Below are 25,844 nucleotides of genomic sequence, written 5' to 3' on the forward strand. Positions count from 1 at the left end.
ATTCTCAATTGTCTTATGGTGTTATGTCTTTGGGGTGAACAGCACTAACTTCTGAATAACGGGCAAAATCACTAACATTAAATGTCAGGATATGGGTTAATCCATGCACCAACATTGCTGCAACCAGCCGTGTATCATGTACCTTAACCCCAGACACCCTATAATCCACAACTAAACGCCGCCATTGTGTATGAACGGCGGCGCTATCAGACAAAAAATTGAAGTAACGTTCTATCACTTGAGTTTTCTGGTCTGTCTCCTCAATTGATAAGCCAAAACCGCTTCGTGCCGTTGTAGGTCGCGTACATACATTCCAAAATTCTCCCAGAATTTGTGATGTGTAACAGATTTCTTCTCCCCTTTGCAATAAAGAATATATGGCATCACGAACCAAAATATGATTTGGATCTGAAGGAGAAACGAACCGTAATAGAATGTTTGTATCTGCCATGAACAGCATCAGTCATGATTCCCATAAATGCTTTCACGGATAAATGCTTCTGGCGGTAAAACTGGTATTTTTTCCGCACCTTGAGCTAATAATTTCATGTCAGCTGACCATTGTTGTGGGTCAAAAGTACGCTTTGTACCCAGATCGATACTTTGTTGTTTGTGTCGGTGTGATGTGCCGAATATATCCTTTTCAATCAAATTACGGATATATGCTGCTCTGTCGCCTCCAAAGTGCCTCACTCGCTCATCAATCAACTGGAGGAGAGGTTCACTGATTCCAGTCACCTCAATTTTGTTATTGTCCATGTTGTTTTTCAACTCCATACTTAAATTATGGATCTATGGCAATAGTAGTTAATTCTAATTATGACAGGACTTACGTAACTGGCATATTAGTAGGGTGCGTGAGATATCAAGAATCTGTTTTTTGACAACATTTGAGCCGTCTAACGCGCCCTACACAACTGTTACCTCTGATCTGTATTCTGCTATATGTAGTTACAAACATCGCAATCATACAAGCCGTGTCATCTGAACTCACCTTAGAAAAAGTCAACCAAGCCGTTAACGCTATCCTGGAAGTTTTAGGAACTCCCGAAACCGAATTACATCGCCAAGCTTTAACCGCTTTTCAAAGTGGTGATCACCAAATGGTGAAACGTTTAGCTTCTACCAACTTGTCTGATTATTACGTCAAGGCTCTTGGGTATCTCGGTGGAGCATTAAAGTTAACTCCCAACACTGATACAATTCTTGCAGAGTCAGCACGTTCCGCCGCCGATTTTGCCAAAGAAAAAGCCCTCAAACAACTGGGAGAAGCGTTAGCGAAAGCCTTGTCCTAGAGTTTGAATATAAAATCCAAAATTTTTTCACCCTCTGTTTGATCAATCAGGGGGTATTTTTGTTGGCTATTGACTTTCTAATTAAGTTCTTACTGTCCGTCGCTGCTTTCTGTTGCTTACCACTTGACTCACAGAAGCTCCCGCTCCCACTCCAAACATTCCCGCGCTGATACTGTACATTGTATCTTTGCCGAGTGTTTGGACTCCGAAATAGCCAAAAGCGATCGCAGCTAATGTTCCAGTAGTAGTTGCAATTATGACCTGATAACGCTTCATAGTCTCTCCTAATTGATACCCACCAACTAACCCCAATCCAAAGCCTAGACTCAACATACTCACTACCCGACTAAACTCGCGCCAAAATTCTTTTACCAGATAATTGTTAGCGAAGCCACTGTTAAGGGAAAACTGAAAATAAGAATCGGTCAACCTGATGTCTAGAATTACAAACCTACAAAGTAATATTTTTAGCAGGAAAATACCTGGATAAACATATCAATTATACATCTACCGCAATCCTCAATGATTTACAAATATCTCCCCCTTGCCTTCCTTGTCCGCCTGACATCCTTTTTCTGTGTTGTGCATATATCAAATAAGACTGCTATATTTCATGCTCATTAAAATGAACATGATTTTCTCATTCTATTTGTAATCATCATATTTCATAACAGAATTTTTTTCTGATACAACAATGATAAAAATTGAATTTAATCAAAATAAACCGATATCAAAGCTACAATTAATTACTATAGGTTTGTCCATCATTACTGCGATTAGTATTCTTGCTGTTGTGATTATTAATAGGCAATCAAGGAATACTAATCAGAATAAATTACAAGCAACATCAAGTAGTCAACAGTCTATAGTTCGTGTGGCAGCTTTAGGAATATTAGAACCACAAGGAGATATTATTCATTTGTCTGCGACAGGCGCAAATCAACGTTTGGCGAAACTGTTGGTAAAAGAAGGGGAACAAGTGAGTGCAGACCAAATTATTGCAGTTATGGATAATGTGAACCAATATCAAGCAAGTATAGAAAATGCCAGAGCGAAAGTGATTGTGGCGCGATCGCGTTTAGCGCAGGTGCAAGCTGGTGAAGAGTCTGGACAAATTGAAGCCCAACGCATGAAAGTTGCAGAAACACAAGCGGAATTAACTGAAAATATCAAAGTGCAACAATCTGTGATTGCTAGTCAAGAAATTGAATTACGCAAAACCCAAGATGACTATGAACGCTACAAGGAGTTATTGGATAAAGGAGCGGTTTCTGTAGCTGAAACGGAAAAGAGACGTTTACAAGTGGAGATTGAGGAACAAAAATTGCAAGAAGCCAAAGCCAATCTCCGCAAACAAGTGAGCATCGGTAAGGAACGTGTAAAAGCTGCGGAAGCAACATTAGATAGTTTAGCTCATGTCAAACCCACAGATATTTTAGTTGCTAAAGCAGAATTGAATGAGTCTTTATCTCAATTAGAAAAAGCAAAAGTTGATTTGGAATCTCTTTATGTGAAAGCACCCGTAGCTGGGCAAATTTTAAGTATTAACACCAGAGTTGGTGAAGTTGTGGGTAATAAAGGAATTGTTGATATCGGACAAACACAACAAATGTATGTGATTGCTGAAGTTTACGAAAGTGATATTCATTATGTAAAAATCGGTCAGGAAGCAACAATTGTCAGTGAATATGGTGGATTTACTGGAGAAATCAAAGGAGAGGTAGATCAAATTGGATTGCAAATTGAACAGCCAGGAATCATTAATGATGATCCCACCGCCAAAGCTGATGTTAGAATCGTGAAAGTGAAAATTCGCCTGCGTCCCGATGACAGCGAACGGGTGAGGACATTGAATAAGTTACAAGTTAGAGCCTCAATTCAGATTAATTGAAATCACAAGTTGAGAAATTGATGGTGGAGTGCAGCAGCTACGATATCGGAATTTGTATTGGATTTTAAAATTAAATTACAAAAACTGTCTCGATGAATTGCCATCAATTCAACGTCAGTACAAGCTATGGCTCGAAGATTAACAGGATAATTTTGACCACTGGAAAATTGTACATTCCCAAAATATTCACCTGATTTGAGTTGAATTGTTCTGGATTCCCCTTGATCAATCACAAATACTTCCACTTCTCCCTCTAATATCAAGTAGACGCGATCGCCAAATTCCCCTTGTTGAACAATAATAGAATTGGCTTTGTATTGACTTCCCTTAGATTGAGAAGCGATCGCCACAATTTCTGATGGATCGACGTTGGGTAAGGCTTTGGATAAATGACTTGTCATTACCCGTTGATGCAAACGACGAACGACATCATTACTAGTCAACTCTGAGTTATTCACGAACAACTGAAATAATTCTTCCTCAATCACCATCACTTTCACTTCTGAATTTTTGGTGACACGCACTGTTGCTGTACGTTTTCCACCCCGCAGTAAACCAACTTCCCCAAAATAATCTCCACGACTCAGCCGATTTAACAAGCGAGTCGGCTGATCGGGGAAATCTTGGAAAACTTCTACATCTCCTTCCAGGAGAATATAAAATTTCGTCGCTGGTTCTCCCTGACGAACAATGATTTCCTCGGATGCGTAAGTCAACACGGTTGGTTTAGTGTTGGCTTTTTCTAGTAAGGCTTCATCAAAACCCGGTAACATCAAAGATAGTTCTTGGTTTAAAGCTAAACCGAGTTTGCCATCTTCCACATGCACAATCCGATCAGCCAAATCCAAGATGCGATGATCATGAGTCACCATGAGAACAGCACTATTGTGTTCTTTGGCTAAACGGTGCATTAAAGCGACGACATTACGTCCTGAAGATTTATCCAGTGCGGCTGTTGGTTCGTCAGCGAGTACCAACTTGGGTTGAGTTACCAACGCACAAGCGATCGCTACCCGTTGTTTTTGTCCCCCAGACAGATTTTTAGGATAAACATCGATTTTTTCCCTTAATCCTACAGATTCTAAAATAGCAATTGTTTTCGCCCGCGCCGCCTGTACAGAAAAATCCGGCTGTAATTCCAAAGACATTTGAATATTCTGCTGGACTGTTAAAAAATCGAGTAAATTACTGGATTGGGTAATATAACCAAAATTCCGCCGCATTTGGACTAATTGTTCTTGGGTTGCACCGTTGAGTTCCTGTCCTAAAATATTTAAACTGCCGTGTTGTACCGAACGCAGACAGCCAATTAAACTCAGCAATGTGCTTTTTCCTGACCCAGAAGGGCCAGTTAAAATGACAAACTCCTTGGCTTTAATAGTGATATTAATATCAAATAGAATCTGCTTTTTGAGTGCGGCTTCCCCAAAAAAGTGATTGAGATTTTGAATAGAAATAACTGTTTGATTAACCACAATAATTCAGATTAATTACTAATTTAAAATAGGTCAGCCGGATTAGACTCTCTGAGCTTATTCATACTCACAAAACCAGAAGTAAAGCACATAATTATTGTTAATAACAGCACCAGAGAAGCTCGCGGCCATGTCATATTCATCGGTAAAGATGTGGCACCATTGACAATGGCATATAATCCCAAAGACATGATTAGACCAGGAATATAACCCAAGACTGCCAAAATCAATGCTTCTTGAAACAAAATATTTAAAAAGAAACGATGTTTATAACCTCTAGCTTTGAGAACGGCGTAGTCTGGTAAATGGTCGGTAATTTCACCATAAAGAATTTGATAGACAATAATTACTCCTACTAAGAAACCGACAAAAACCCCTGTAGTAAAGACAAATCCAATAGGCGCACTAGTAGCCCAATAATGCTTTTCATATTCGATAAATTCTTGGCGTGTCATCAACCGCACTTTGCGAGGAAGTTGAGCGCGGATTTGTTGAGCGATCGCCTGTAAATTTACTCCTGGTTTAAGAGTCACTAAACCCAGGGTAATATTATTAGAAGAACGATGAGGAAATAGATAGTTAAAAGTCATACTACTGGTAATCAAATTACCATCATCAGCAAAAGAAGCACCAGCAAAATTTACTAAGCCACTAATCCAAACCTGATGTCCAGCTATTTCAGCCGCGATTGGTTTTCCTACTTGCAAATCTTGAAAAACACTGCCATATTCTTTTGCGTCGGAGTTACGATCAAATAAAACCACGCCTCTAGCTTTTAAAAGATGTGCAACTGTCTGAAAGTCTTTAATCTCAAAAGGAACATTATCTGGATTAATCCCTAAAATAATAATTCCTTTGCCGCCGCGAACACTACCATAGCGGAAATCATCTCGTGCGTGGTAGACATAATTTACAGATTCAACTTCCCTAAAATTGAGGGCGCGATATAAATATTGGCGGGAAAAATCCCCAGTGTTCGCCAAAGTTTTCATATCAGTATTGATTAAAACCAAATCAGCCTTGAGGAGTTTATGCAGTGCTGTTTGGCTTTCATAGAGAGAATCTAAAAATGCTAATTGCATAAAAATCAGAATAGCTGCAAAAGCAATACCTAAAATCGCTACAACTAGGCGTAGTTTATAGCGAGTCAATTGCAACCAAGCTAAGGGGACTCTGCCCAAAAAATTCATGTAAACTTTTGTGTGTCAATTGGAATAGATTAATCTTAAATTTCCCAATTTTATGCCTTTGCTATCACTGTATAGACATATCTTGCACCTAGCCCCGACGAATGGAATTCGCGGCTAAAAAAACAGGCGTTGCTGATTAAGAGGATGAATTTTGTTTCGCGCCTTTGCGCCTTTGCGCGAAACATCTATCGTTAACCTTGTGAAAAAAGCTTAATTAATCACGCATTTATGCAACGCCAAATTGTCTATTCTAAATTTGCACTTATTTTGTTTGTAATTGCTGCATTAACCAATTAGCGGCTGCGGTGTTAGTTTCTTGGGGTAATCTTTCTAGTGTTTGTTCAATCAGAGCGATGGGTAAACCTGTCAACACCTGAGAAACTTCGATCGCTTGATAGATACCTGTTGCAGTTAAACCAAATGCAAATAGTCGCATTCCTTTAACATCAATTACCCAGTATTCTGCAATTCCTAAACTAGCGTAAAGTTGCTTTTGCTCATCCAAATCAATACCTAAAGTGGTATCAGCAATTTCTCCCACTAAATCCGGTAGACGATGACGATCAAGAATAATCCGACGTGGTTCACCTGGTTGCCATCTCGGAATATTTTCACCTTTGTACAAAACTAAATCTGGCGCACAGGCGTGGGTTTCGGGATTTTCAATTAAACAGCGTCCGTAGGATTGCAATACTATCTCTGGGTGTAGGAACGCCCAGAAACCAAAAATTATGGTTATCAAATCGCTAAAAGAAGAATGTCCTAGTCCTTCTGTTCCCATATCAACCCACAACCATCCCTGATGAAATGCAATTTTACGCCAATCGATATCGGGGTTATCTCGCACCTTCTCATAGTCTTGCCAAGTTGCATCATACTGCTGAAACACCAGAGAAGATTGGCTAAATTGTTCTAAGGAGATGGTCATTGCCAGACACCTTACAAGTCCGATGGAGTGTGATTTGCGATCGCCTCTATAATAACGCTTTCACCAGACACCAAAGAATATTTATTGTCGGGACTTCCTTCCTGATTGCTATGAATTTTTCTGGAAGGTTCTTGGAATACAGACTTTAGATGTAGTATGTGATACTGTCAAAGCATCTGGAGGATTCAACCTTTCCAGTGGCATTTTATTCTTAAATTCACAAAAAATCTTATGTATCGCTTCCAGGTTAGTGCATATACCCAAACTGGTGAATCTATTGGGCTGCTTGGTTCTACTTCCGAGTTGGGTTCGTGGGATATTACTAAATGTGTTCGCCTCCGCACCAGTGGCGATCGCTATCCTTTATGGTGGACAGATGAAATTGACATTCAGCCATCTTTAGATACTGGTGATGATCAGAAAATTGAATACAAGTATGTGCGTTTCAATACTAGTAATTATGGGGAATGGGAAGCTTTTGGGTGGAATCGTTGGCTACCGATTAACCATGACCATTCCAGTACTATTGTTGTGGATGACGGGGCATTCGGTTATTTACAGCCGTATCCCTTCGGCTATCTTGAGCAGTCAACTACTGCTAAACCAGTATTCACAGCAGATTCTGACAGTTTAAAAATAGTAGTGATTGGTAGTTCTGTGGCCTTGGGTCATAAAGCTTGGTTATTTGACGGTTGGGCTGGACTACTAGAGGAAACTTTACAACAAAAATATGGGCATAGAGTAGTTAATGTATCAGAAGCGGGAGCCAATGTCAGCAGAACGATCGCTCGCTTTGCTTCAGTAGTTACACCAGAACAACCTGATGTCGTAATTATTGCTTTATCTTTGGGGAACGAAGGATTGGCTTATTGTGCGCCCCACGAACGGCGGGCGGTACAAAGGCGGTTTGAAAGCGGTTTGCAGCAGTTGGTGAAAATGACGCGCAAACTCGGCGCGTTGCCAATTTTAGGGGGTGTTTATCCCAATAACAATTATTCTCCTGAGCATTACTGGCTGTTAAAAGATACCCACAACAGAATTTTAAATTGGGGTGTGCCGATTTTGAATTGGTTGCCAGCCTTAGATAATGGCCAAGGACGCTGGTGGGAGGGGATATCTTTTGACCCGGCGCATCCCAACACCTTCGGTCATCGCTTGATGTTTGAAGCGATCGACCTACAATTATTTGATATCGACAAAGCCAAATTAGCCAAAGAAAACCCCCATTTCTGGCAACCCAACGAAATTCCGATTTATCTTGATCATGCGGGATTTTATGTTTGTGCCTACATCGAAGAAAAAAGTCTGCGAATTAGTAATCCATCACCCCACAATTACACCATTGCGCCTTATTGGCAAGAACTCCAAACGGTTGTGCAGAGCAAAGCCAAGTTGCTTCCTGGTATTTACGTTGCCAAAAATCCCCAGCCGGGAACACTGCCATTTTTTGCTGTACAGGAAGATGGCGCGATCGCTACAACCGTAGAAATACCATCAGGATCTGATTTAGAATATACTGCCGCTTTTAATTTATTCGCCCCCAATGACTCCCAAGTTTTGTTTTATGATGGGCATTTGGGAATCTTGCAAAAAGATGAAAGTCACCTCTGGGTAATTAATGAGTCAGACCATGAATATAACATTCATCCCATGTGGAAAGAAGTCAGGCAAGCATTAAAAGCTGTACCAGCAGGTGTTTACGAAGACCCATTACACCCAGGTATTCCCTTCCGCACGATGATGATTGGTAAAGATGGGCTGGAAAGTCGAGTGAAAATTCCATCACAGTCGGCGGTGTTATTTCGATATCAATGTAAATTATCAGACATTAGTCGCGTGGCAATTGTGCCGTTGGGCGATCGCTGTGCGGTGCGGATGATGTTATACAAAATGGAATATGATGGCCCGGCTTTTCCCTTTGACTTGACCCGCACGACCAAGATTGCAGACATCGCAGATATCATTGAAAATCGTTTTTACGATATGTGGAATCCCAGCTTGCTAGATTACAGTCCAGAAGCAGGGAGAATTTATCATAGCAAATGGTCTGGTTTATCCTTTGCCCATGAAGTTGAAGCCACAGACAACCCTGTATATGATATGTCTCCGGTGTATGAACGGATGCGGGTACGCTATACAGCACGTTCTCAAAGATTTTGGTACACAGTTGAAAATTGCGACCAAGCACTGTTTGTCCGCACTGGTATATGCGATCGCGGCGGCGTGTTAGATTTAGTCAGCAAACTAGAAAAACACTGCCAAGGTAAGCCATTTCAACTTTTGCTACTTTCGCCCCAAAACTCTGATGAGTTTTTAGATATTCCCAATGTGCTGCATTACAATGCCGAGTTTAATCCCGACCGGATGTATGATGACTTGGAACATTGGATGTACTGCACAGAAATTATGCGGGGAATTTTAGAATCTTTGGGTATTTCCAGCAAAAATTTGTTTTGGTGTCCTCCCAACGTGCGCTTTAAGGAATGAAGACTATGATTGTTTACTCACGCAGAGACGCAGTGAGCAGTCCGTTGGGCGGCTTTGCCGACTTGAAGGAACTGCGAACCCGAAGGGAGGCGCGGAGAATGAGAGTTTGAGCGATCGTATTTTTAGGCGTTGCTGAATCATGGGATAAAATTTGATCAGACAGGATTTCAAACTCCTTGTTCTCTTTGCGTCTTTGCGCGACGGCAGTCGCTACAACGGGGCGAACCCCCGCAACGCGCTGCCTCCTCTGCGTGAGCTAAATCATCCTGCAATTATGCAACGAAATAACTCAACCACTGCCGGCTTCGTTACTTTCCCCATTGCATTGCGGGGTAACTCGGCAACTGTGAGTATTTTAGTTGGCACTTTATAAACTGCCAATTGCTCTTTTGCCCAACTCCGAAAGGATTCTAATGTTAACTGGCGTTGGGGATGCAGTACCAACGCCGCACAAACTCGCTCACCCCACTCAGGATCAGCAACTCCCACCACAGCACATTCTTGGATATCGGGATGAGTTCTTAACACTTCTTCAATTTCTAAGGCTGATACTTTATAGCCGCCCGTTTTGATAATATCTACACTCATTCGTCCGAGAATGCGGTAATTTCCGTTCTCTACTACCGCTAAATCTCCTGTACAAAACCAGCCGTCTTTAAAAGTTTTGGCGGTTGCTTGGGGATTTTGCCAATATTCTAAAAATACGCCAGGGCTTTTAACTTGAATTTCGCCTGGTGTTTCTGCTGGTACTATTTCTCCGCTTTCATCAACTAATCTTACTTCTACTTGCGGTAAAGGCTGACCAACATAACCTGCATGACGTTGACCATGTAAAGAATTTGACAGCGCCATCCCAATTTCGGTCATTCCATAGCGTTCTAGGAGAAAATGACCACTGATATTTTGCCATTTTTCTAAAACCTGCACGGGTAAAGCCGCAGAACCAGAAACCATCAGACGCATTTTTTTACAACCTGCGGTCATAGTTTGTTGGCGTTCAGCTGTGGTGCTTTCCCAAGCGGCGATTAATTTTACATAAATCGTTGGAACTGCCATAAATAAAGTTAAGTCATCCTCGCAAATGCGATTCCACACAACTTCTGCATCGAATTTGCTTAACATCAGACATTCTGCGCCAGCCCACAAAGCACAGGTGAGGACGTTGATAATGCCATGAATATGATGTAAGGGGAGTACGTGTAAAATGCGATCGCTTGATGTCCATTCCCAAGCTGTAATTAAACTGGTAACTTGCGCTTGAATATTTTGATGGGTTGTCACCACACCCTTGGGTTTGCCTGTTGTCCCACTGGTGTAGAGAATTAACGCACGTCGAGTAATATCTATTTCTGGCAGATTAACAATATGATTTGGTGGTGTGTCCGAAGTCAGGATAAATCTGAGATTGTTTTCTGTGGCGAGCGATCGCATGATATCCTCATACTGTGGATGGGCAATAATCATCGATGCGCCTGAATTGATAATTACGTACTCTAATTCTGGTCTTGGGTGCGAAATACACAGAGGTACAGCTATACCACCAGCACGCCAAATTCCCCACTGTGTCGCTACATACTCAAACCCAGGCGGAATCAAAAAAGCTACTCGCTGTTCTTGTAAATCTACTGTATTTTGTAATAGATTTGCCGCTATTTGACCAGAAGCTTGCAGCAAATCTTGATATGTAAATACTCCTGTATCTGCAATAATCGCTATTTTCTTGTTATGTGCTTCAGCACGAGTAATTAAAGGGAGATTCACTTTTGTTTACCAATTTATACTTAATTCAGTCTAATTACTGAAAGCATATAGCACTTTTAAATACTTTTCTGAACTTTTTCAACTTCATTTATACTGGTTATTTTTTAGTTAAGTAGTAATCCTAAATAATTTATAAACATCTCTCTACCTTGTCCCCCTTGTCCCCCTTGTCTCCCTTGTCTCCCTTGTCCCCCTTATCTCCCTTGTCTCTTTTATTCATATCTCAAATAAAACTGATATCATTTTTCCATAGACATGATTTTTTCAAATCTTTGACAAGTTCCTGTAACATCAAGCTATTACATTAAGAAAAGTTAATTCTCAAATAGAAAAGTGTATCTAGTTATCGCGGGCTAAATTTTAGCGAATACTTAACCTTTGATATTTAGGATGCTAATCATTTTCTGCTAAATCCAGAAATTCTTATAGGGATGATAGAAAAATGAAATACCTATCTGATAAATCGATTGAAGCAAGCAATACCAACAGAAAATCTGTTTTTCCGGCTGATTTGGTGCGTAGTTATCTGCATGAAATCGGACGTATCCCTTTATTAAGTCATGAACAAGAAATAAAATTTGGTCAGCAAGTCCAACAAATGATGACTTTACTGGCTGCTAAAGAAAAATTAACTGTGCAGTTACAGCGCCAACCAACACAATCAGAATGGGCAGAATCTGTCCATCTGAGTGAAGCAGAACTATTACAACAACTCAAGCAAGGATATCAAGCCAAGGCAGAAATGATTAGGGCTAATCTGCGGCTGGTTGTTTCGATAGCGAAGAAATATCAAAAACGCAATTTAGATTTTTTGGACTTAATTCAAGAAGGAAGCTTAGGTTTAGAAAGAGGTGTTGAAAAGTTTGAACCTCAAAGAGGATACAAATTTTCCACTTATGCTTACTGGTGGATTCGTCAATCTATCACAAGAGCGATCGCAGAACAAGCACGCACTATCCGCCTACCTATTCATATTACAGAAAAACTCAATAAAATCAAACGTACTCAACGGGAACTAGCACAAAAATTAGGTCGTACTCCTTCCGCCGTTGACATTGCTCAAGCATTATCTTTAGAACCACAACAAGTTCGAGATTGTCTACTCTTAGCACGCCAACCTTTGTCTTTAGAATTACGAGTCGGCCCCGAAAGAGATACAGAATTATCTAGTATGCTAGAAGATGATGGCATCTCTCCTGAATCATACGCCGACCAAAGTTTTCTCAAACAAAATATCCAAGATTTATTATTAAAATTAAATCCTCAGCAACGCGAAATATTAACCTTAAGATTTGGCTTGACAGATGGAAATATCCTATCTTTATCTGAGATTGGCAAACAGATGGGTATTAGTCGAGAACGAGTACGACAAATCGAATCGCAAGCTTTAAGCACTCTTCGCCGACACAAAGATAAAATTAGCGGCTATTTGGCTAGTTAATACCTCCCGCAAAAATGTTTGATTTGAGTTTATGTACCCACTCTGCTGGTCATTAGTATGTTTACTCAGCACGCTGCTCAACGCCCCGCTACCGCTAACAGTACTTTCAATTCAGTACCCGTTTACCCAACTTGTTCTAAATATTGGTTAATGTCTTCAATGAGGCGAGTGAGTTCAGCTTCTGTAGTTAAGCGAATGGTGACATCTCGCACTGTCAACAAAACTTTAGCAGCAAAGGGAGTCGGCCAGATATTAGGATTACAGAAAATTTCTAAAAATACCTCGCCAGTATAACGATATTCTAAAGGCGGTTGGGGGGTGACTTTACCACCAGCCGCAGGTTTAGCCGCAACAGCTTTCAGACTTGCCATTAATTGATCAATCGCCGCTTTTAATTCTCGTGCGGCTTGGGGTGAAAAACTGAAGGATACAGAACCTTCAACTAAGTTTAATGTCAGAGGAGTTGAAGACATGGGCTTGATTAAATTTGTTTGATACTTACTTAATAGTACCGGAAGAGTTCGTCTAGACTGGGGCATCTCTACCAAAGGTCAAGATGATTCAGAAAGCATTTATCCAAGAAAAGGGTAATGGACGAATGGAACCGGAAATGGCTGATTTATTGGCGGAGTTAAATCACCGAGGAATTGCGGTTGAAACTTTTACCGAAAAACGTCTACACAGGCGACAGCTACCATTGGCTACTGACACATTAGTTGCTGGTTATATCCCAGTAGTATTGGGCGCATTACGACAGCTAGGTATAGATTTGCCAAATCTTACTGATTATCCCCAGTGTTTACAAGCATTTCTGCATCGGCAAATTTGGCAAAGTACAGTTGGGCAGATTATTCAGCGAATTTATGATGATCATGCACCCATATTTGCTAAACCTCAAAATCGCAAAAAGCAGTTTACAGGTCATGTATTTGCCTCACCCAGCGATTTAATGTATTTGCAAGGAACATCTCACCGTACACCTGTATATTGTTCTGAGGTTGTTGAGTGGTTGTCAGAGTATCGGGTTTTTGTGATTCGCGGTGAGATTGTGGGAATTAAACATTACTGGGGAAATTCATCTGTAGCAGTTGATTTAAGCGTGATTACAGAAGCAGTGCAGTTGTTAAACGTTTCTGGTGAAGGAACTGCTGCTTACGGGATTGACTTTGGTGTTTTGTCAGATGGTGTTACTGCGCTGATTGAGTGGAACGATGGTTTTGCTTTAGGTAGCTATGGTTTGGATAAGTCTTTGTATACAGATTTAATTGTGACCCGATGGTGTGAACTGACTGGAGTATTCATTTAAAAAGAAAATTAATGAATTTTTTGCAGAAATTAATGATAATAAGTCGCTGATGATAAAAGTTGAGGCATTAATAATACTAAGCTTATGGCAGAAATTAAGTGTAATTAATCGCAACAAATACGACAAAATATTATAGGGTATATAGACAATAATTCTAAACAAGCAAAAAGTTATTTTACCTAATTAACATTTTGAGTTTTACACTTATAAGTCATAGAACTTACTGTTAAAAAATATCTATGACTTACGATAATCGCCAGACTGTTAGAAAAGTTTTAATAATTACCCTGCTGCTAAATTTATTCGTGATGGGGTTAAAGGCTGTTGTGGGTTATTGGACTGGTTCTTTAAGCTTATTAGCTGATGCTTTGCATAGTGTGACAGACAGTGCCAATAATGTTTTAGGATTATTTGCTAGTAAATTTTCTTCGCCACATCCTGACCGTGAACATCCTTACGGACACCAAAAATTTGAAGCGGTGGGAGCTTTAGGAATTGCAGCATTTTTAGGGATAGCTTGCTTTGAAATTCTTCAAGGAGCAATTGAGCGGATTATAAAAGGTGGTGAACCTGTGAGAATTGCACCGCCTGAGTTGTGGTTATTACTAATAGTTTTGGGCGTAAATATTTTTGTGGCGTTTTACGAACGGAGAGTTGGTCAGCGTGTAGGTAGCCCAATTTTAATTGCTGATGCGATGCACACGATGAGCGATATTTGGGTGACGATTTCGGTAATTTTTGGTTTGATTGGGGTTTGGCTGGGTTTTCAATGGTTAGATATAGTGTTGGCGTTTCCTGTGGCTTTGCTGGTGTTTTGGAGTGGCTGGTCAGTGTTACAAGCTAATTTACCTTGGCTGGTAGATCAAATGGCGATCGCACCAGAAGCAATCCATGAAATCGCCACTTCTGTACCAGGAGTAATAAACTGCCATGATATTGCTTCTAGAGGCGTTTTAGGTAGGCAAGTTTTCATCGAAATGCACTTGATTGTAGATGCACCAGATGTAGAAACTGCACACCAGATCACAGAAAATGTAGAAAGACTCTTGCAAGAACGCTTTCACCCTGTGAGGATATTAATTCACGTCGAACCGCCAGAGTATAAATCTGAACAGATTAGTTTTAGTTAGGGAGATGTGGGGGACAAGGGGGACAAGGGGGACAAGGGGGACAAGGGAGACAAGGGAGAGATATATTACCTATAACCTCTAACCTCTAACCTGTAACCTCTAACCTCTAACCTCTAACCTAATAATTTTCACACTTAGTTACCGACTTAACTACGATCGCCACTAGTTCATTTGGGTCAACTGGCTTTGCAACATGAGTTTGAAAACCTGCTTCTAAGGCGCGGATACGGTCTTCTGTATCACCGTAGGCGGTTAAAGCGATCGCTGGGATTCTTCCTCCTTGGTCTGGTTTGAGCGATCGTACTTTGCGGATCAGTGTATAACCATCTTCCTCCGGCATAGCAATATCACATACTAAAACTTCTGGCTGTAGTGTCATTAATACTTCTAGTGCAGCTGCGGCTGATGCTACTGCAACAACATTGGCTCCATCTGTTTCTAACACGGTAGTGACGTAAAAACGGCTATCATCATCATCATCAACTACCAAAACATTTAAGCCCGCAAGCGGTAGAGGAGCTTCCATACAATCTCCGTTTACATTGAAAAATGCTGATTTTTCCAAGCGAAATTTTTGTTTTTCCTCAGCGAGCATACTATTAATAATTTTACTGCTTTCACAGCAGATTTTACCTAAAAAAACTCATTTTATCTACGATAATTAGTATTGGATACTTTTTATTTGCTGGTTTTTTGTTTAGTATGTTAATTAATTTTTGTGAATAATTATTTACAGATAAAATAAATAATACTCTCATCAATATCCTGTTTAATATAACAGATGATTAAGCTGAATCATACTCTAACTAAAGTCTTATTTCTTAAGATATACAGCAGATTCAATGTTTATGAGATACAGCAACTGATGGGAAAAAAGTAATAAGTAGTGAGTAATGAGTAAAAAATTTACTTATTACTCACTACTTATTACTCATTACTTAATATTCATGGCGTACCTCACTGACTTCAAAAGTGCTGTATAAGAGCAAGATTTTAAATTTTGATGTCAGAACTTATTGCTGATACCAAAATCAGTCCGATGTAAAAAATAATACTTTTTATGATATAATTTGCTGGGATTAATTAAAATTCTCCAACTCATCCCGATGCAACAATTATAGGAATTACGCATCAAAACTAAAAATCAAGGCTTTCAGCAAGGCTGTAAAGGTGTAGAGGTGTATTTATCCAAAACCCTTATACCTCACACCCTTACACCCCTAAATCCAATCTCCACAGACAACCTTTGTGCGTCATATCTAAATTATCTTGACTGCTGTTTCTCATTCAAAAGAGATACAATATGCTATCGACATTGTGTGAACGTCTATATTTTTCCGCCAATTGATATCCACCAATAGGTATAAAGATTTAAAATTTTTATCACTCGTTGGTTATATATTTTGATTTTCCCTGATGCTGCAAGCAACTAGTCATGGTGCAACTGCTGACAATTTTAATTATTGATGACTCCTCAGAAGACCGTGAGGCTTATCGTCGCTATCTGCTGCAAGACCAGGAATATAATTACAATATTCTCGAATCAGCATCAGGAGAGAAAGCCTTAGAAATATATCGCCAATTTCCGACAGACTGCATTTTATTAGATTTTTTATTGCCAGATATGGATGGGCTAGAATTTTTGGCAGAATTGCTGAAACTAGCCAAACCCGTTCCAGCCGTGGTGATGTTGACTGGGTATGGTAATGAAGCCATTGCTGTCCAAGCGATGAAAAGTGGGGTTCATGATTATTTAGTCAAAGGACAAACAACAGCCGGACGTTTGCATTCAACTATTCACTCAGCAGTCGCACAAGTTAAGTTGCGTCAAGAATTACAGCAAAGTGAAGCACGGTTGCGCGAAAGTCAGCAATTCATCGAACGCATTGCGGAAACAACCCCAGGAATTTTGTATGTTTATGATTTGCTAGAACAACGCAATCTATATCTGAATGGACAAGTTAATAGATTGCTAGGTTATACTTCCCAGCAAATTAAAGATTTGGGGCAGGAATTTTTGGTACAAACAATGTATCCTGATGATTTGCCTTTATTCTTTTTACATCTGCAAAAAATTGCCACAATTCAAAATAACGAAATTTTGGAATTTGAATACCGGATGCGTCATGCAAATGGCCAATGGTGTTGGTTTTACAGTCGAGATACGGTATTCACCAGAAACGCAGATGGTTCGCCACGTCAAATTGTCGGCACAGCTTATGATATTACTACTCGCAAACATCATGAAGTTGCACTGCAAAAAAGTGAAACCAAGTTTCGCAGAATTGTCGAGTCGAATGTGATTGGGATTTATTTTGCTGATTTTAGCGGTCTGATTTATGAAGCTAATGATGCTTTTTTAGAATTGTTAGACTACAGTCGGGCAGAATTAATCGCTGGAAATCTGCGTTGGGATACTTTAACTCCATTAGAATATCACTCTCTTGATCAGCAAAAAGTAGAAGAATTAAAGATTTCTGGGGTTTGTACTCCTTTTGAGAAGGAATATTTTCGTAAAGATGGTCAGCGTGTGTCGGTGCTGGTCGGAATTGCGCGAATTGATGATACAGATCACAGAGGTTATAGTGCTTGCTTTGTGCTGGATCTCACCGAACGCAAACTTGTAGAAGCAGAACGTCAGCGATTGTTGCAATTAGAACAAGCCGCCCGTGCGGAAGCGGAAGCTGCTAACCGCGCAAAAGATGAGTTTGTGGCGATGGTATCCCATGATTTACGATCGCCTTTGAATGCGATTTTAGGCTGGACACAGTTACTGCGGACGAGAAATATGAGTCCCGAAAATATCAACCACGCCCTTGAAACAATTGAACGCAACGCCCAATCACAGGCGAAACTTTTAGAAGACTTGCTGAATATGTCTCGGATTCTGCGAGGCAAGTTACAACTAGAATTGAGACAAGTTTATTTAGTGGCGATTGTCAGTCAATCTATTCAGGCGGCTTACCCCAGCGCCCAGGCGAAAAACATTCACATTGAATCTGTGATTGATCAGTCCATATCAACAATAACTGGAGATGGCGATCGCTTGCTGCAAGTTTTCGGTAATTTACTCTCCAACGCCATTAAATTCACCCCAAACGGCGGACGGATAGATGTAAAACTATTGCGTCAAGAATCTCATATTGAAATAACTGTTTCTGATACAGGTATTGGAATTAGCCCAGAATTTTTACCTTATATATTTGAACGCTACCGCCAAGATGAACAGACTCCCAAACAAGGCGGTTTAGGTTTAGGTTTGGCGATCGCTCGTTATTTAATAGAACTACATGGTGGTACGATCCAAGCTATCAGTCTGGGTGCAGGACAAGGTTCTACTTTCAGTATTAAACTTCCTTTGCCGTAAATTCCCCCAGTAAACATCAGGACAGGGCTACGGGGTACACACAAGCCAAAAATTCTCGTGTTCAACCACATCCCGCCTAGAAATTTAGTTCCAGGCTGATAGCTAATACCAATTCACGAAATTACTGATACAAATCATACCATTTTGGATTTTAGATTTTGCGAAAAGTTGCGTGGGCGGGTTCCCCGACTTGAGCAAACTTTTCAAGACAGATTTTGGATTGGGTAAGGGTTGATTGGTAAGCTTTTGAGCCATCCATTTGTCGCAATCATTTTTTAATTTGGTATCACTTCCTCTACACCTTTGTTTCCGGTCGCCGAGCGGAGTCGAGGCGCTGCTTGCCTATCTGTATCATGTTTAGAGTGAAATGGTATAAAGTCCAAAAAACATGGACTGGAATACATTTTGGGTTGAGTAATCTTGAGATGACTTGCACTATGAGACTCGGAATTGATGCCGAGGCGGGATTCTAAAATTCAGTGATGTTTAACTTCTAAATAATCTCGTATACTGCGTTTCATGCTGCATACTGGCTAAAGATAAGCCCCAACTACAACAACTTAATTCATCATCCTCTAACACAAGAATTTCTTGAACAGTTGCACTCATTAAGGGCTGTAAACCGAGTAATAATTCTTGTCCGGCGGTTTGTCCGAGGGGAATGAGTTTGATTCCGGCGGTGATGAGATTAGTAGCCCAACTATGGAGATATGCGAGTAAAGCAGCATTGGGTTGAATTTGCCAATGAGCAACAGCAATGCCAAAAGCAACTGCATAATTGCAACGATTACCCAGACTATGAATAGTTGAGAGTAACTCTGGCTGTAGTTTACCAAGTAATTGCACAAGCGATCGCCCCATCTGCCAACTAGAGTTGCGTAATTCTTGGGTTTCTCTCGCCGCCGATAACCAGCGATTCCAATAACAGAGAGTTTCAACATTCCCCATCTTTGTAGATTCAGCCGCCCGTAACATCACCGCCGCCTCTAACCGAATTGCGCCGTAACGTAACTCTGAGGTTAGCCAATGTTTTAAATTATCTTGATTGGTAATAATGCCATGTTCTACCAAAGTTTCCAAACCCTCAGAATAACTGTAAGCGCCCACAGGTAAAGCGGGGCTGGCTAACTGCAAAATCGCCAAAAAATGACTATCAGTGAGGGTGATGGTGTCCATAAGCCCCTAATTCTGGCTGAAACGGTGCAATTTCTTCTTTAATTTCCAGTCCTAACTGTACCAACATCGTTTGTAAAACATTATCTGGTGACAAACGCAAATAACTCGGCGTAATTTCCACAGGTACATGACGATTACCCAGATGGTATGCTGCTCGCATTAACAACAGTGGTGATGCAGCCGAGACAGTCAGCACAGATTCTGGCTTCGCAACAATTCTCATTAAACTACCATCATTTTCATCTTGTAGAATATCGCCATCCCGTAACACAGTCCCCCTGGGTAAACGCAAAAACACAACCTGACCATTTTCCATTTCAAACCGATGACGGCTGCGAGTCCGTTCTTGTGCCGTCAGTGCTAAAGTTAAACTCACCACAGCATTAGCATCTGGTGGTTTACGTTGAGTCAAAATCATCTTTGCACCTTTGCGCCTTTGCGCGAAACATTCAACATTCATTAATTTGATATTATTAACGAAGTGAGCGATCGCTAAAACTATGGCAAAGCGTAAAAAAAGCAATCTCCAGTGGATTAAAGAAACGCTTGATCTCCAACCCGACCACCACTGGGAATCTCCATCAGGCTATAAAATATTTGTCGCTAACCGGGGGGCTGTGCGCTTCAACGTTCCCCAAAATTGGGTATTTGAACCCCAAGAAAAATCCTTCAAGTTCATGGATAAAAAACCACCCAAAGATGACTGCTGTTTAGAAGTATCTTTTAATCACCTACCACCCCACGACTGGAGTTTGTTTCCCCTGAAAGCTACCTTAAAGAAAATCGTAGAAGAAGACAGCCGCGATGTCATTGAGAAAGGCGAAGTTATCACCCTCAAACGCCAAACCGCCAGAGTTGTGTGGACAGAACTTAAATTTATTGACACCCAAGCCGAACCAAGAGAAGCTTTTTCTCGAATTTGCATCGGTTTAGGCTCAAATATACAATGCTTAATTACCTTTGAATTTTGGGCAGACCAAGCCGAACAGTTAACACCCGTTTGGGATGAAGTGATGCGGAGTCTCACCCTAGGACTATATATCCGCGATCCCAGAACAGGTTTAGCTTTTCCAGATTAGTGCTGAGTGCTGAGTATTGAGTGCTGAGTGCTGAGTAGTAATATACACTTTTTAATTCAGCACTTTTTTGGTTACAGAAAAGTAGAGTGGAGAACTGACAGCAAGATTTTCTTTCCCCCACACCCACACTTCCCACACTCCCCACACTCCCCACACCCAATTTTTGTGACTGTATATGAAAACACTATATATATGCCTGGGGAGTAAGGTAAAGTTATGATGTATTTCACTTCGATTAACTAGTAAGTTCACGAATCCCGTCACAGGGCTGGATGTTAGCTGTTGAGTCGCTAGTGATTGTTTTGTGTCAAACAACAAAGGTAAAACTACGCCAAGCAATCTAGCGACAATTGGATCTAGGATTGATTTAACAAAGCTAAAAAACAAAGCTGTGGGTATTGAGTTGCTAGTAGTGCCAAAAATCTACGAAAAACTCATACCTCATCACCATCACTAACTTCACAGGTCTAAAACAATGGAATTGACAATTGACAACGTAGAAACCGTTTTAGATGAAATGCGCCCTTATTTGATGTCTGATGGCGGTAACGTGGAACTTGTAGAACTTGATGGCCCTGTGGTCAGATTACGGTTACAAGGTGCTTGTGGTTCTTGTCCTAGCTCCACAATGACCCTGAGAATGGGTCTGGAACGCCGCCTTAAGGAAATGATTCCCGAAATTGCTGAAGTTGAACAAGTAATTTAGGGACTGAGGGATCAGAAGTAAAAAGTCAAAGGTCAAAAGTAAAAAGTCAAAATTTAACGCTTTTTACTTTTGCCTTTAAACTTTTCATTTTATAAATCCCTAAGTCCTCATCCCTAATCTTTAATCATTACCGATTATGTCCCATCCACTTTATGTTGCCTTTATTTGGCATCAACATCAGCCGCTGTACAAATCTCCTGACAGCGGCGTTTCACTTTCATCTACCCAACAATACAAGCTACCTTGGGTACGCTTACACGGCACTAAAGATTATTTAGATTTAATATTAATCCTGGAACAATATCCCAAGTTACACCAAACGGTGAATTTGGTACCTTCTTTGATATTGCAATTAGAAGATTACATTGCTGGTACAGCTTTTGACCCTTATTTAACAGCCAGCTTAACTGCTGCTGAACAACTAACCAGAGAACAGCACGAATTTATTGTCCAACATTTCTTTGATGCCAATCACCACACCTTGATTGATCCGCATCCCCGTTATGCTGAGTTATATCAACAAAGGCAAGACAAAGGACAAGCTTGGTGTTTAGCAAATTGGGGTGTGCAGGATTACAGCGATTTGCTGGCTTGGCACAATTTAGCTTGGATAGATCCTTTGTTTTGGGATGACCCAGAAATTGCTGCTTGGTTAAAACAAGGGCGGAATTTTAGTTTAAGCGATCGCCAGCAAATTTACGCCAAACAACGCCAAATATTAAGTCGCATTATTCCCCAACACCGGAAAATGCAGCAAACAGGGCAATTAGAAGTCACAACCACGCCCTACACTCACCCGATTATGCCTTTGCTGGCTGATACTAACTCTGGTCGGGTAGCAGTGCCGAATATGACCTTACCAGAGCATCGTTTTCAATGGGCAGAAGACATTCCCCGCCACCTACGCAAAGCCTGGGATATGTATACAGAGCGTTTTGGTCAAGAACCCAGAGGTTTATGGCCTTCGGAACAATCTGTAAGTCCAGAAGTATTGCCGTATATTATTAAACAAGGATTTAAGTGGATTTGCTCAGACGAGGCGGTCTTGGGTTGGACATTGCGACACTTCTTCCATCGGGATGGTGCAGGGAACGTCCAGCAACCAGAAGTGCTGTATCGCCCTTATCGCTTAACAACTCCAGCAGGTGATTTAGCGATTGTTTTCCGCGACCATAGATTGTCTGATTTAATTGGCTTTACCTACGGTTCAATGCAGCCGAAACAAGCCGCCGCCAACTTAGTGGCACATCTGCAAGCGATCGCCAAAAAGCAACGCGAAAACCCCAGCGACCAACCTTGGTTAGTCACCATTGCTTTAGATGGCGAAAATTGTTGGGAATTTTATCCCCAAGACGGCAAACTGTTCCTGGAAGCTTTGTATCACAATCTCAGCAATGACCCCCAATTGCAACTTGTCACCGTCTCGGAATTTATTGAAAAATTCCCACCCACAGCCACCATTCCCCAAGAGCAATTACACAGTGGTTCTTGGGTAGATGGTAGTTTTACCACCTGGATTGGCGACCCAGCAAAAAATAAAGCTTGGGACTACCTCACCCAAGCCAGAGCCGTGTTAGCCAGCCATCCAGAAGCCACCGAAGAAACTAACCCAGCCGCCTGGGAAGCTTTGTACGCTGCTGAAGGTTCAGACTGGTTTTGGTGGTTTGGCGAAGGACATTCTTCCAATCAAGATGCCATTTTTGATGAATTATTTCGAGAGCATCTGGCTGGCATTTACAAAGCCTTAAACGAACCCGTACCAGCCTATCTCTATCAAGCTGTAGAAGTACATGAAATTCGTGCCAACCATCTTCCAGAAAGCTTTATTCACCCCGTCATTGACGGCCGTGGTGACGAACAAGATTGGGACAAAGCCGGCAGAATCGAAGTTGGTGGTGCGAGAGGCACAATGCACAACAGCAGCCTCATCCAACGACTTTGGTATGGGGTAGATCACCTCAACTTTTATATCCGGTTAGACTTCAAAAGTGGTGTCAAACCAGGACAGGAATTACCGCCAGAGTTAAATTTGCTGTGGTTCTATCCTGATAAAACCATGCACAATAGCCCAATTCCCTTAAAAGATGTGCCGCAGCAAGCACCAGTCAATTATTTGTATCATCACCATTTGGAAATTAATTTACTCACACAATCAGTACAATTCCGCGAAGCCGCAGAAGATTATCAATGGCAACCCCGCTTTAGCCGCGCCCAAGTAGCTTTAGATACTTGTTTAGAATTATCAGTACCTTGGGCAGATTTGCAAGTTCCACCTGATTATCCCCTGCGTTTGGTTTTAGTGCTGGCTGATAATGGGCGTTTCTCCGACTATTTGCCAGAAAATGCTTTGATTCCGATTGAAGTACCGTAGGAAAATATCAGGTATGAAGGCTGAAGTATGAAACAACTGCTTCAGTCTTTATGCTTTGTTGGGTGTATCTGTTATTAAAACGTTCGAGTCCAGAGCTTGACGCTTTGAGCAAAAAATTTTGGCGTTGCTGATTACGGGGATGATTTTTGTCTCACGCAAAGGCAAGGCAGCGCGTTGGGCGGCTCTGCCGACTTGAAGCGACTGCCGCGCAAAGGCGCAAAGAGCAAGAGTTTTAAAAGTGGAATTTTATGATTTCATCCCGCATTTATGCAACGCCAAAATTTTTATGTCCACAACAGTTGTACTGGATAAGCCGCAAATGCACGATCACGACTGACGATCACCAAATTATGGCGTATTGCTTGGGCAATTAGAATGCGATCAAACGGATCACGGTGATGGAGTGGGAGTTTGAGGATTTGTATCGTGTCAGCAAAAGCGATCGGCAGGAGGTTGATTCCAGCAGGCTCTAAACTAGCTTCAATTAATTCGTAATTTGCCTGAAGTGAGAGTTTACCGAGGTTAAGCTTGATCGCAATTTCCCATAATGTGGCGATGCTGAGATAAACGCGCTCTGTATGATCAATCTCTGCTTTGAGTGAGTCAGGCAAGTTAGGATCATCTTCTGAATACCAGATAAAAGCGTGAGTGTCCAACAGTAATGCCGTCATTCCATGTATTCCTTCAGATCATCCAAAGGCTCATCGAAGTCTTCTGGTAGGGGTAAGCTAAAAGTGCCTTTGAGGAAGCCAGCTTGACGTTTTGGGGAGACAGATTTGGTTTTGACGTGGTTTGCCAGGAGAAATTGAGTGTAGTGTAAGACTTCTTGCTGGAGAGATTCAGGTAGTTGTTTGAGGTGTTCAAGGATGGTGGTTTCAAGCATCAGACCGCCTTTATAGACACCTCTAATTTTAGCAAAGGGAACCGTGACTTACTGACTAGCACAGGTCTAAAAGTTGAGTTATTCTACTGCATCCCTCAACTGTTTTTGTTGTTCCACTTGAGAGCATCAAGTGTTGGGCGATAGAAGACTTTGAAAAAGTTTTACAAACATGCAGTAATGATACTGGCAAAAAAATATTTTTAAAGTTACATTGAAAACAATGCAGAGTAGCTGTTTGAAAACCATGAATCGCTTTTCTGAAAACATTACCCATTTTCCAGACGAGTACAGTTTACAAAGAAATCAACTGGCTCAATTGTGTGGTTCTACGCAGCTATTCCGCGATCGCTATATGATATTGCGAATTTTAGGTAGAGGTGGCTTTGGCATTACCTTTTTAGCCAGAAACGCCCGCTTACCAGGAAGTCCTTTATGTGTAATTAAACAACTCTGCCCAAAAACCACCAGTACCAAAAGTTGGGAAAAAGCTTGTCAGAGATTTGAACAAGAAGCCAAAACCCTAGCGCAACTTGGTAGTCATTCGCAAGTCCCTATGCTGTTAGACTACTTTGAAAAAAATGGTGAGTTTTATTTAGTGCAGGAATATGTGCGGGGTTGTACTTTAGCGCGAGAAGTCAGACGTAATGGCGTGAAAACTGAAGCCGAAGTGAAGCAGTTTTTACAAGAAATTCTGCCGATATTGCAATATATCCATCAAAATCGGGTAATTCATCGAGATATTAAGCCCCAAAACTTGTTGCGTTGTGAAGATGACCAAAGATTGGTGATGATTGATTTTGGTGCAGTTAAAGAAAAGTTAGTTGATATTTCTGAAGATTCTGGTTACAAAACAGCAACAACTAATTTTGTCGGGACTATGGGATTTGCACCACCAGAACAGTTTGCATTGCGGCCAGTTTACGCCAGTGATATCTATGCAGTGGGAGTCACTTGTCTGTATTTATTAACTGGTAAAGGGCCTTTAGACTTTGAACATGATACATCCACAGGGGAAATTAGCTGGCAAAAAGAAGTGAATATTAGTGATCACTTTGCCCGGATTTTAGGAAAAATGGTGAGGTTTTCCTTAGACGATCGCTTCAAGACTGTAGATGATGTGATTAAAGCATTAAATCTAGAGAAGAATTTACCTAATTTAAGTAACTGTTTAACTACAAAACCCCTGCGAACATTCCAGCCTCAACCCGAACCAAAACCAACCCAACAAACATACATTTCACCGACAGCCAAAACTGCGATCGCAATTCGAGAATGGAAAGCTAAACTCAACCATAAACAATTGCACCGTCAGTTAAATTCTTACTTAACTTCAGTCTAAATATTAAGCATCTCCCTTA

At 41.0% G+C, this 25,844-nt stretch carries 25 protein-coding genes and 1 pseudogene; 12 read left to right on the plus strand and 14 right to left on the minus strand.

What is annotated here, in order from left to right; all coding sequences use genetic code 11:
- Window positions 1-13: 13 nt before the first annotated feature.
- On the minus strand, window positions 14-451 hold the full coding sequence (locus tag H6G28_RS03860; protein ID WP_242048418.1) for a type II toxin-antitoxin system VapC family toxin: 438 nt from the start codon (window positions 449-451) through the stop codon (window positions 14-16).
- 8 nt (window positions 452-459) lie between these two features.
- On the minus strand, window positions 460-759 hold the full coding sequence (locus H6G28_RS03865; protein ID WP_190590306.1) for a hypothetical protein: 300 nt from the start codon (window positions 757-759) through the stop codon (window positions 460-462).
- Between the two features lie 218 nt (window positions 760-977).
- On the opposite strand from H6G28_RS03865, the gene H6G28_RS03870 reads away from it, so the two are divergent.
- Window positions 978-1,295 carry a hypothetical protein gene (locus tag H6G28_RS03870; RefSeq protein WP_313933924.1) on the plus strand — a complete coding sequence of 106 codons (318 nt, stop codon included), beginning with the start codon at window positions 978-980 and terminating at the stop codon, window positions 1,293-1,295.
- An 81-nt stretch (window positions 1,296-1,376) separates the two neighbouring features.
- On the opposite strand, the gene H6G28_RS03875 is transcribed toward H6G28_RS03870, so the two are convergent.
- Entirely contained in the window at window positions 1,377-1,571 is a 195-nt protein-coding gene (locus H6G28_RS03875) for a hypothetical protein (RefSeq protein WP_190590413.1), read from the minus strand.
- A 418-nt stretch (window positions 1,572-1,989) separates the two neighbouring features.
- Here H6G28_RS03875 and H6G28_RS03880 point away from each other — a divergent pair, with 418 nt between their 5' ends.
- Entirely contained in the window at window positions 1,990-3,186 is a 1,197-nt protein-coding gene (locus H6G28_RS03880; protein WP_190669092.1) for an HlyD family efflux transporter periplasmic adaptor subunit, read from the plus strand.
- Window positions 3,187-3,188: 2 nt separating this feature from the next.
- Here the strand turns inward: H6G28_RS03880 and H6G28_RS36685 are convergent, their stop codons facing one another.
- The 4 genes and pseudogenes from H6G28_RS36685 to H6G28_RS03895 all read right to left on the minus strand — a co-directional run bounded on the left by H6G28_RS36685 (window position 3,189) and on the right by H6G28_RS03895 (window position 6,779).
- Entirely contained in the window at window positions 3,189-3,959 is a 771-nt protein-coding gene (locus tag H6G28_RS36685; RefSeq protein ID WP_242054448.1) for a cyclic nucleotide-binding domain-containing protein, read from the minus strand.
- Window positions 3,960-3,989: 30 nt separating this feature from the next.
- Window positions 3,990-4,664, minus strand: a pseudogene (locus H6G28_RS36690) (DevA family ABC transporter ATP-binding protein); the annotation flags it as partial.
- Window positions 4,665-4,684: 20 nt separating this feature from the next.
- Window positions 4,685-5,851, minus strand: coding sequence for an ABC transporter permease DevC (gene devC, locus H6G28_RS03890; RefSeq protein WP_190590309.1), 1,167 nt, complete (start codon window positions 5,849-5,851; stop codon window positions 4,685-4,687).
- Between the two features lie 262 nt (window positions 5,852-6,113).
- Complete coding sequence (locus tag H6G28_RS03895) at window positions 6,114-6,779, minus strand: Uma2 family endonuclease (RefSeq protein WP_190590310.1); 666 nt, start codon at window positions 6,777-6,779, stop codon at window positions 6,114-6,116.
- Between H6G28_RS03895 and H6G28_RS03900 the strand changes: the two genes are divergently transcribed.
- Both H6G28_RS03900 and H6G28_RS03905 read left to right on the plus strand, forming a co-directional pair.
- Window positions 6,779-6,928, plus strand: a complete 150-nt coding sequence (locus H6G28_RS03900; protein ID WP_190590311.1) for a hypothetical protein — start codon at window positions 6,779-6,781, stop codon at window positions 6,926-6,928. The two genes, H6G28_RS03895 and H6G28_RS03900, sit on opposite strands and share 1 nt — an antisense overlap.
- A gap of 82 nt (window positions 6,929-7,010) precedes the next feature.
- Window positions 7,011-9,266, plus strand: coding sequence for a DUF1796 family putative cysteine peptidase (locus H6G28_RS03905; RefSeq protein ID WP_190669095.1), 2,256 nt, complete (start codon window positions 7,011-7,013; stop codon window positions 9,264-9,266).
- A gap of 261 nt (window positions 9,267-9,527) precedes the next feature.
- Here H6G28_RS03905 and H6G28_RS03910 read toward each other — a convergent pair whose 3' ends face one another.
- Window positions 9,528-11,027: an acyl-CoA synthetase gene (locus H6G28_RS03910; RefSeq protein WP_190669097.1), complete on the minus strand. Its 1,500-nt coding sequence runs from the start codon at window positions 11,025-11,027 to the stop codon at window positions 9,528-9,530.
- Window positions 11,028-11,469: 442 nt separating this feature from the next.
- Between H6G28_RS03910 and H6G28_RS03915 the strand changes: the two genes are divergently transcribed.
- Complete coding sequence (locus tag H6G28_RS03915; protein WP_190590317.1) at window positions 11,470-12,468, plus strand: RNA polymerase sigma factor, RpoD/SigA family; 999 nt, start codon at window positions 11,470-11,472, stop codon at window positions 12,466-12,468.
- 122 nt (window positions 12,469-12,590) lie between these two features.
- On the opposite strand, the gene H6G28_RS03920 is transcribed toward H6G28_RS03915, so the two are convergent.
- A complete protein-coding gene (locus H6G28_RS03920; RefSeq protein WP_190590318.1) occupies window positions 12,591-12,941 on the minus strand; it encodes a hypothetical protein in 351 nt (116 codons plus the stop codon).
- Window positions 12,942-13,024: 83 nt separating this feature from the next.
- On the opposite strand from H6G28_RS03920, the gene H6G28_RS03925 reads away from it, so the two are divergent.
- Window positions 13,025-13,774: an ATP-grasp domain-containing protein gene (locus H6G28_RS03925; RefSeq protein WP_190669099.1), complete on the plus strand. Its 750-nt coding sequence runs from the start codon at window positions 13,025-13,027 to the stop codon at window positions 13,772-13,774.
- 239 nt (window positions 13,775-14,013) lie between these two features.
- Window positions 14,014-14,904 carry a CDF family zinc efflux transporter Cdf31 gene (cdf31, locus tag H6G28_RS03930; protein ID WP_190669101.1) on the plus strand — a complete coding sequence of 297 codons (891 nt, stop codon included), beginning with the start codon at window positions 14,014-14,016 and terminating at the stop codon, window positions 14,902-14,904.
- Between the two features lie 118 nt (window positions 14,905-15,022).
- Here cdf31 and H6G28_RS03935 read toward each other — a convergent pair whose 3' ends face one another.
- Window positions 15,023-15,430, minus strand: a complete 408-nt coding sequence (locus H6G28_RS03935; protein WP_190590321.1) for a response regulator — start codon at window positions 15,428-15,430, stop codon at window positions 15,023-15,025.
- A gap of 909 nt (window positions 15,431-16,339) precedes the next feature.
- Between H6G28_RS03935 and H6G28_RS03940 the strand changes: the two genes are divergently transcribed.
- The gene (locus tag H6G28_RS03940; RefSeq protein WP_190669103.1) at window positions 16,340-18,271 is read left to right on the plus strand and encodes a hybrid sensor histidine kinase/response regulator; all 1,932 of its coding nucleotides are present in this window, start codon (window positions 16,340-16,342) and stop codon (window positions 18,269-18,271) included.
- 486 nt (window positions 18,272-18,757) lie between these two features.
- Here H6G28_RS03940 and H6G28_RS03945 read toward each other — a convergent pair whose 3' ends face one another.
- Both H6G28_RS03945 and ureE read right to left on the minus strand, forming a co-directional pair.
- Complete coding sequence (locus H6G28_RS03945) at window positions 18,758-19,447, minus strand: urease accessory protein UreF (RefSeq protein ID WP_190669104.1); 690 nt, start codon at window positions 19,445-19,447, stop codon at window positions 18,758-18,760.
- Window positions 19,425-19,865, minus strand: a complete 441-nt coding sequence (gene ureE / locus H6G28_RS03950; protein WP_190669301.1) for an urease accessory protein UreE — start codon at window positions 19,863-19,865, stop codon at window positions 19,425-19,427. The genes H6G28_RS03945 and ureE overlap by 23 nt, the downstream gene beginning before the upstream one ends.
- A gap of 82 nt (window positions 19,866-19,947) precedes the next feature.
- Here ureE and H6G28_RS03955 point away from each other — a divergent pair, with 82 nt between their 5' ends.
- The 3 genes from H6G28_RS03955 (at window position 19,948) to H6G28_RS03965 (ending at window position 23,603) form a co-directional block, all read left to right on the plus strand.
- Window positions 19,948-20,526, plus strand: coding sequence for an Alr1449 family protein (locus H6G28_RS03955; RefSeq protein WP_190669106.1), 579 nt, complete (start codon window positions 19,948-19,950; stop codon window positions 20,524-20,526).
- Between the two features lie 475 nt (window positions 20,527-21,001).
- On the plus strand, window positions 21,002-21,232 hold the full coding sequence (locus H6G28_RS03960; RefSeq protein WP_062293460.1) for a NifU family protein: 231 nt from the start codon (window positions 21,002-21,004) through the stop codon (window positions 21,230-21,232).
- Window positions 21,233-21,368: 136 nt separating this feature from the next.
- Entirely contained in the window at window positions 21,369-23,603 is a 2,235-nt protein-coding gene (locus H6G28_RS03965) for a glycoside hydrolase family 57 protein (RefSeq protein ID WP_190669109.1), read from the plus strand.
- 284 nt (window positions 23,604-23,887) lie between these two features.
- Here H6G28_RS03965 and H6G28_RS03970 read toward each other — a convergent pair whose 3' ends face one another.
- A complete protein-coding gene (locus H6G28_RS03970) occupies window positions 23,888-24,274 on the minus strand; it encodes a type II toxin-antitoxin system VapC family toxin (RefSeq protein WP_190590326.1) in 387 nt (128 codons plus the stop codon).
- Window positions 24,271-24,486 carry a type II toxin-antitoxin system VapB family antitoxin gene (gene vapB / locus H6G28_RS03975; protein ID WP_190590327.1) on the minus strand — a complete coding sequence of 72 codons (216 nt, stop codon included), beginning with the start codon at window positions 24,484-24,486 and terminating at the stop codon, window positions 24,271-24,273. Before vapB ends, H6G28_RS03970 begins: the two co-directional genes overlap by 4 nt.
- Before the next feature lie 244 nt (window positions 24,487-24,730).
- Between vapB and H6G28_RS03980 the strand changes: the two genes are divergently transcribed.
- A complete protein-coding gene (locus H6G28_RS03980) occupies window positions 24,731-25,825 on the plus strand; it encodes a serine/threonine-protein kinase (RefSeq protein WP_190590416.1) in 1,095 nt (364 codons plus the stop codon).
- Window positions 25,826-25,844 lie beyond the last annotated feature (19 nt).

It is taken from the genome of Nostoc sp. FACHB-190, assembly GCF_014696905.1.
Classification (GTDB): Bacteria; Cyanobacteriota; Cyanobacteriia; order Cyanobacteriales; family Nostocaceae; genus Nostoc_B.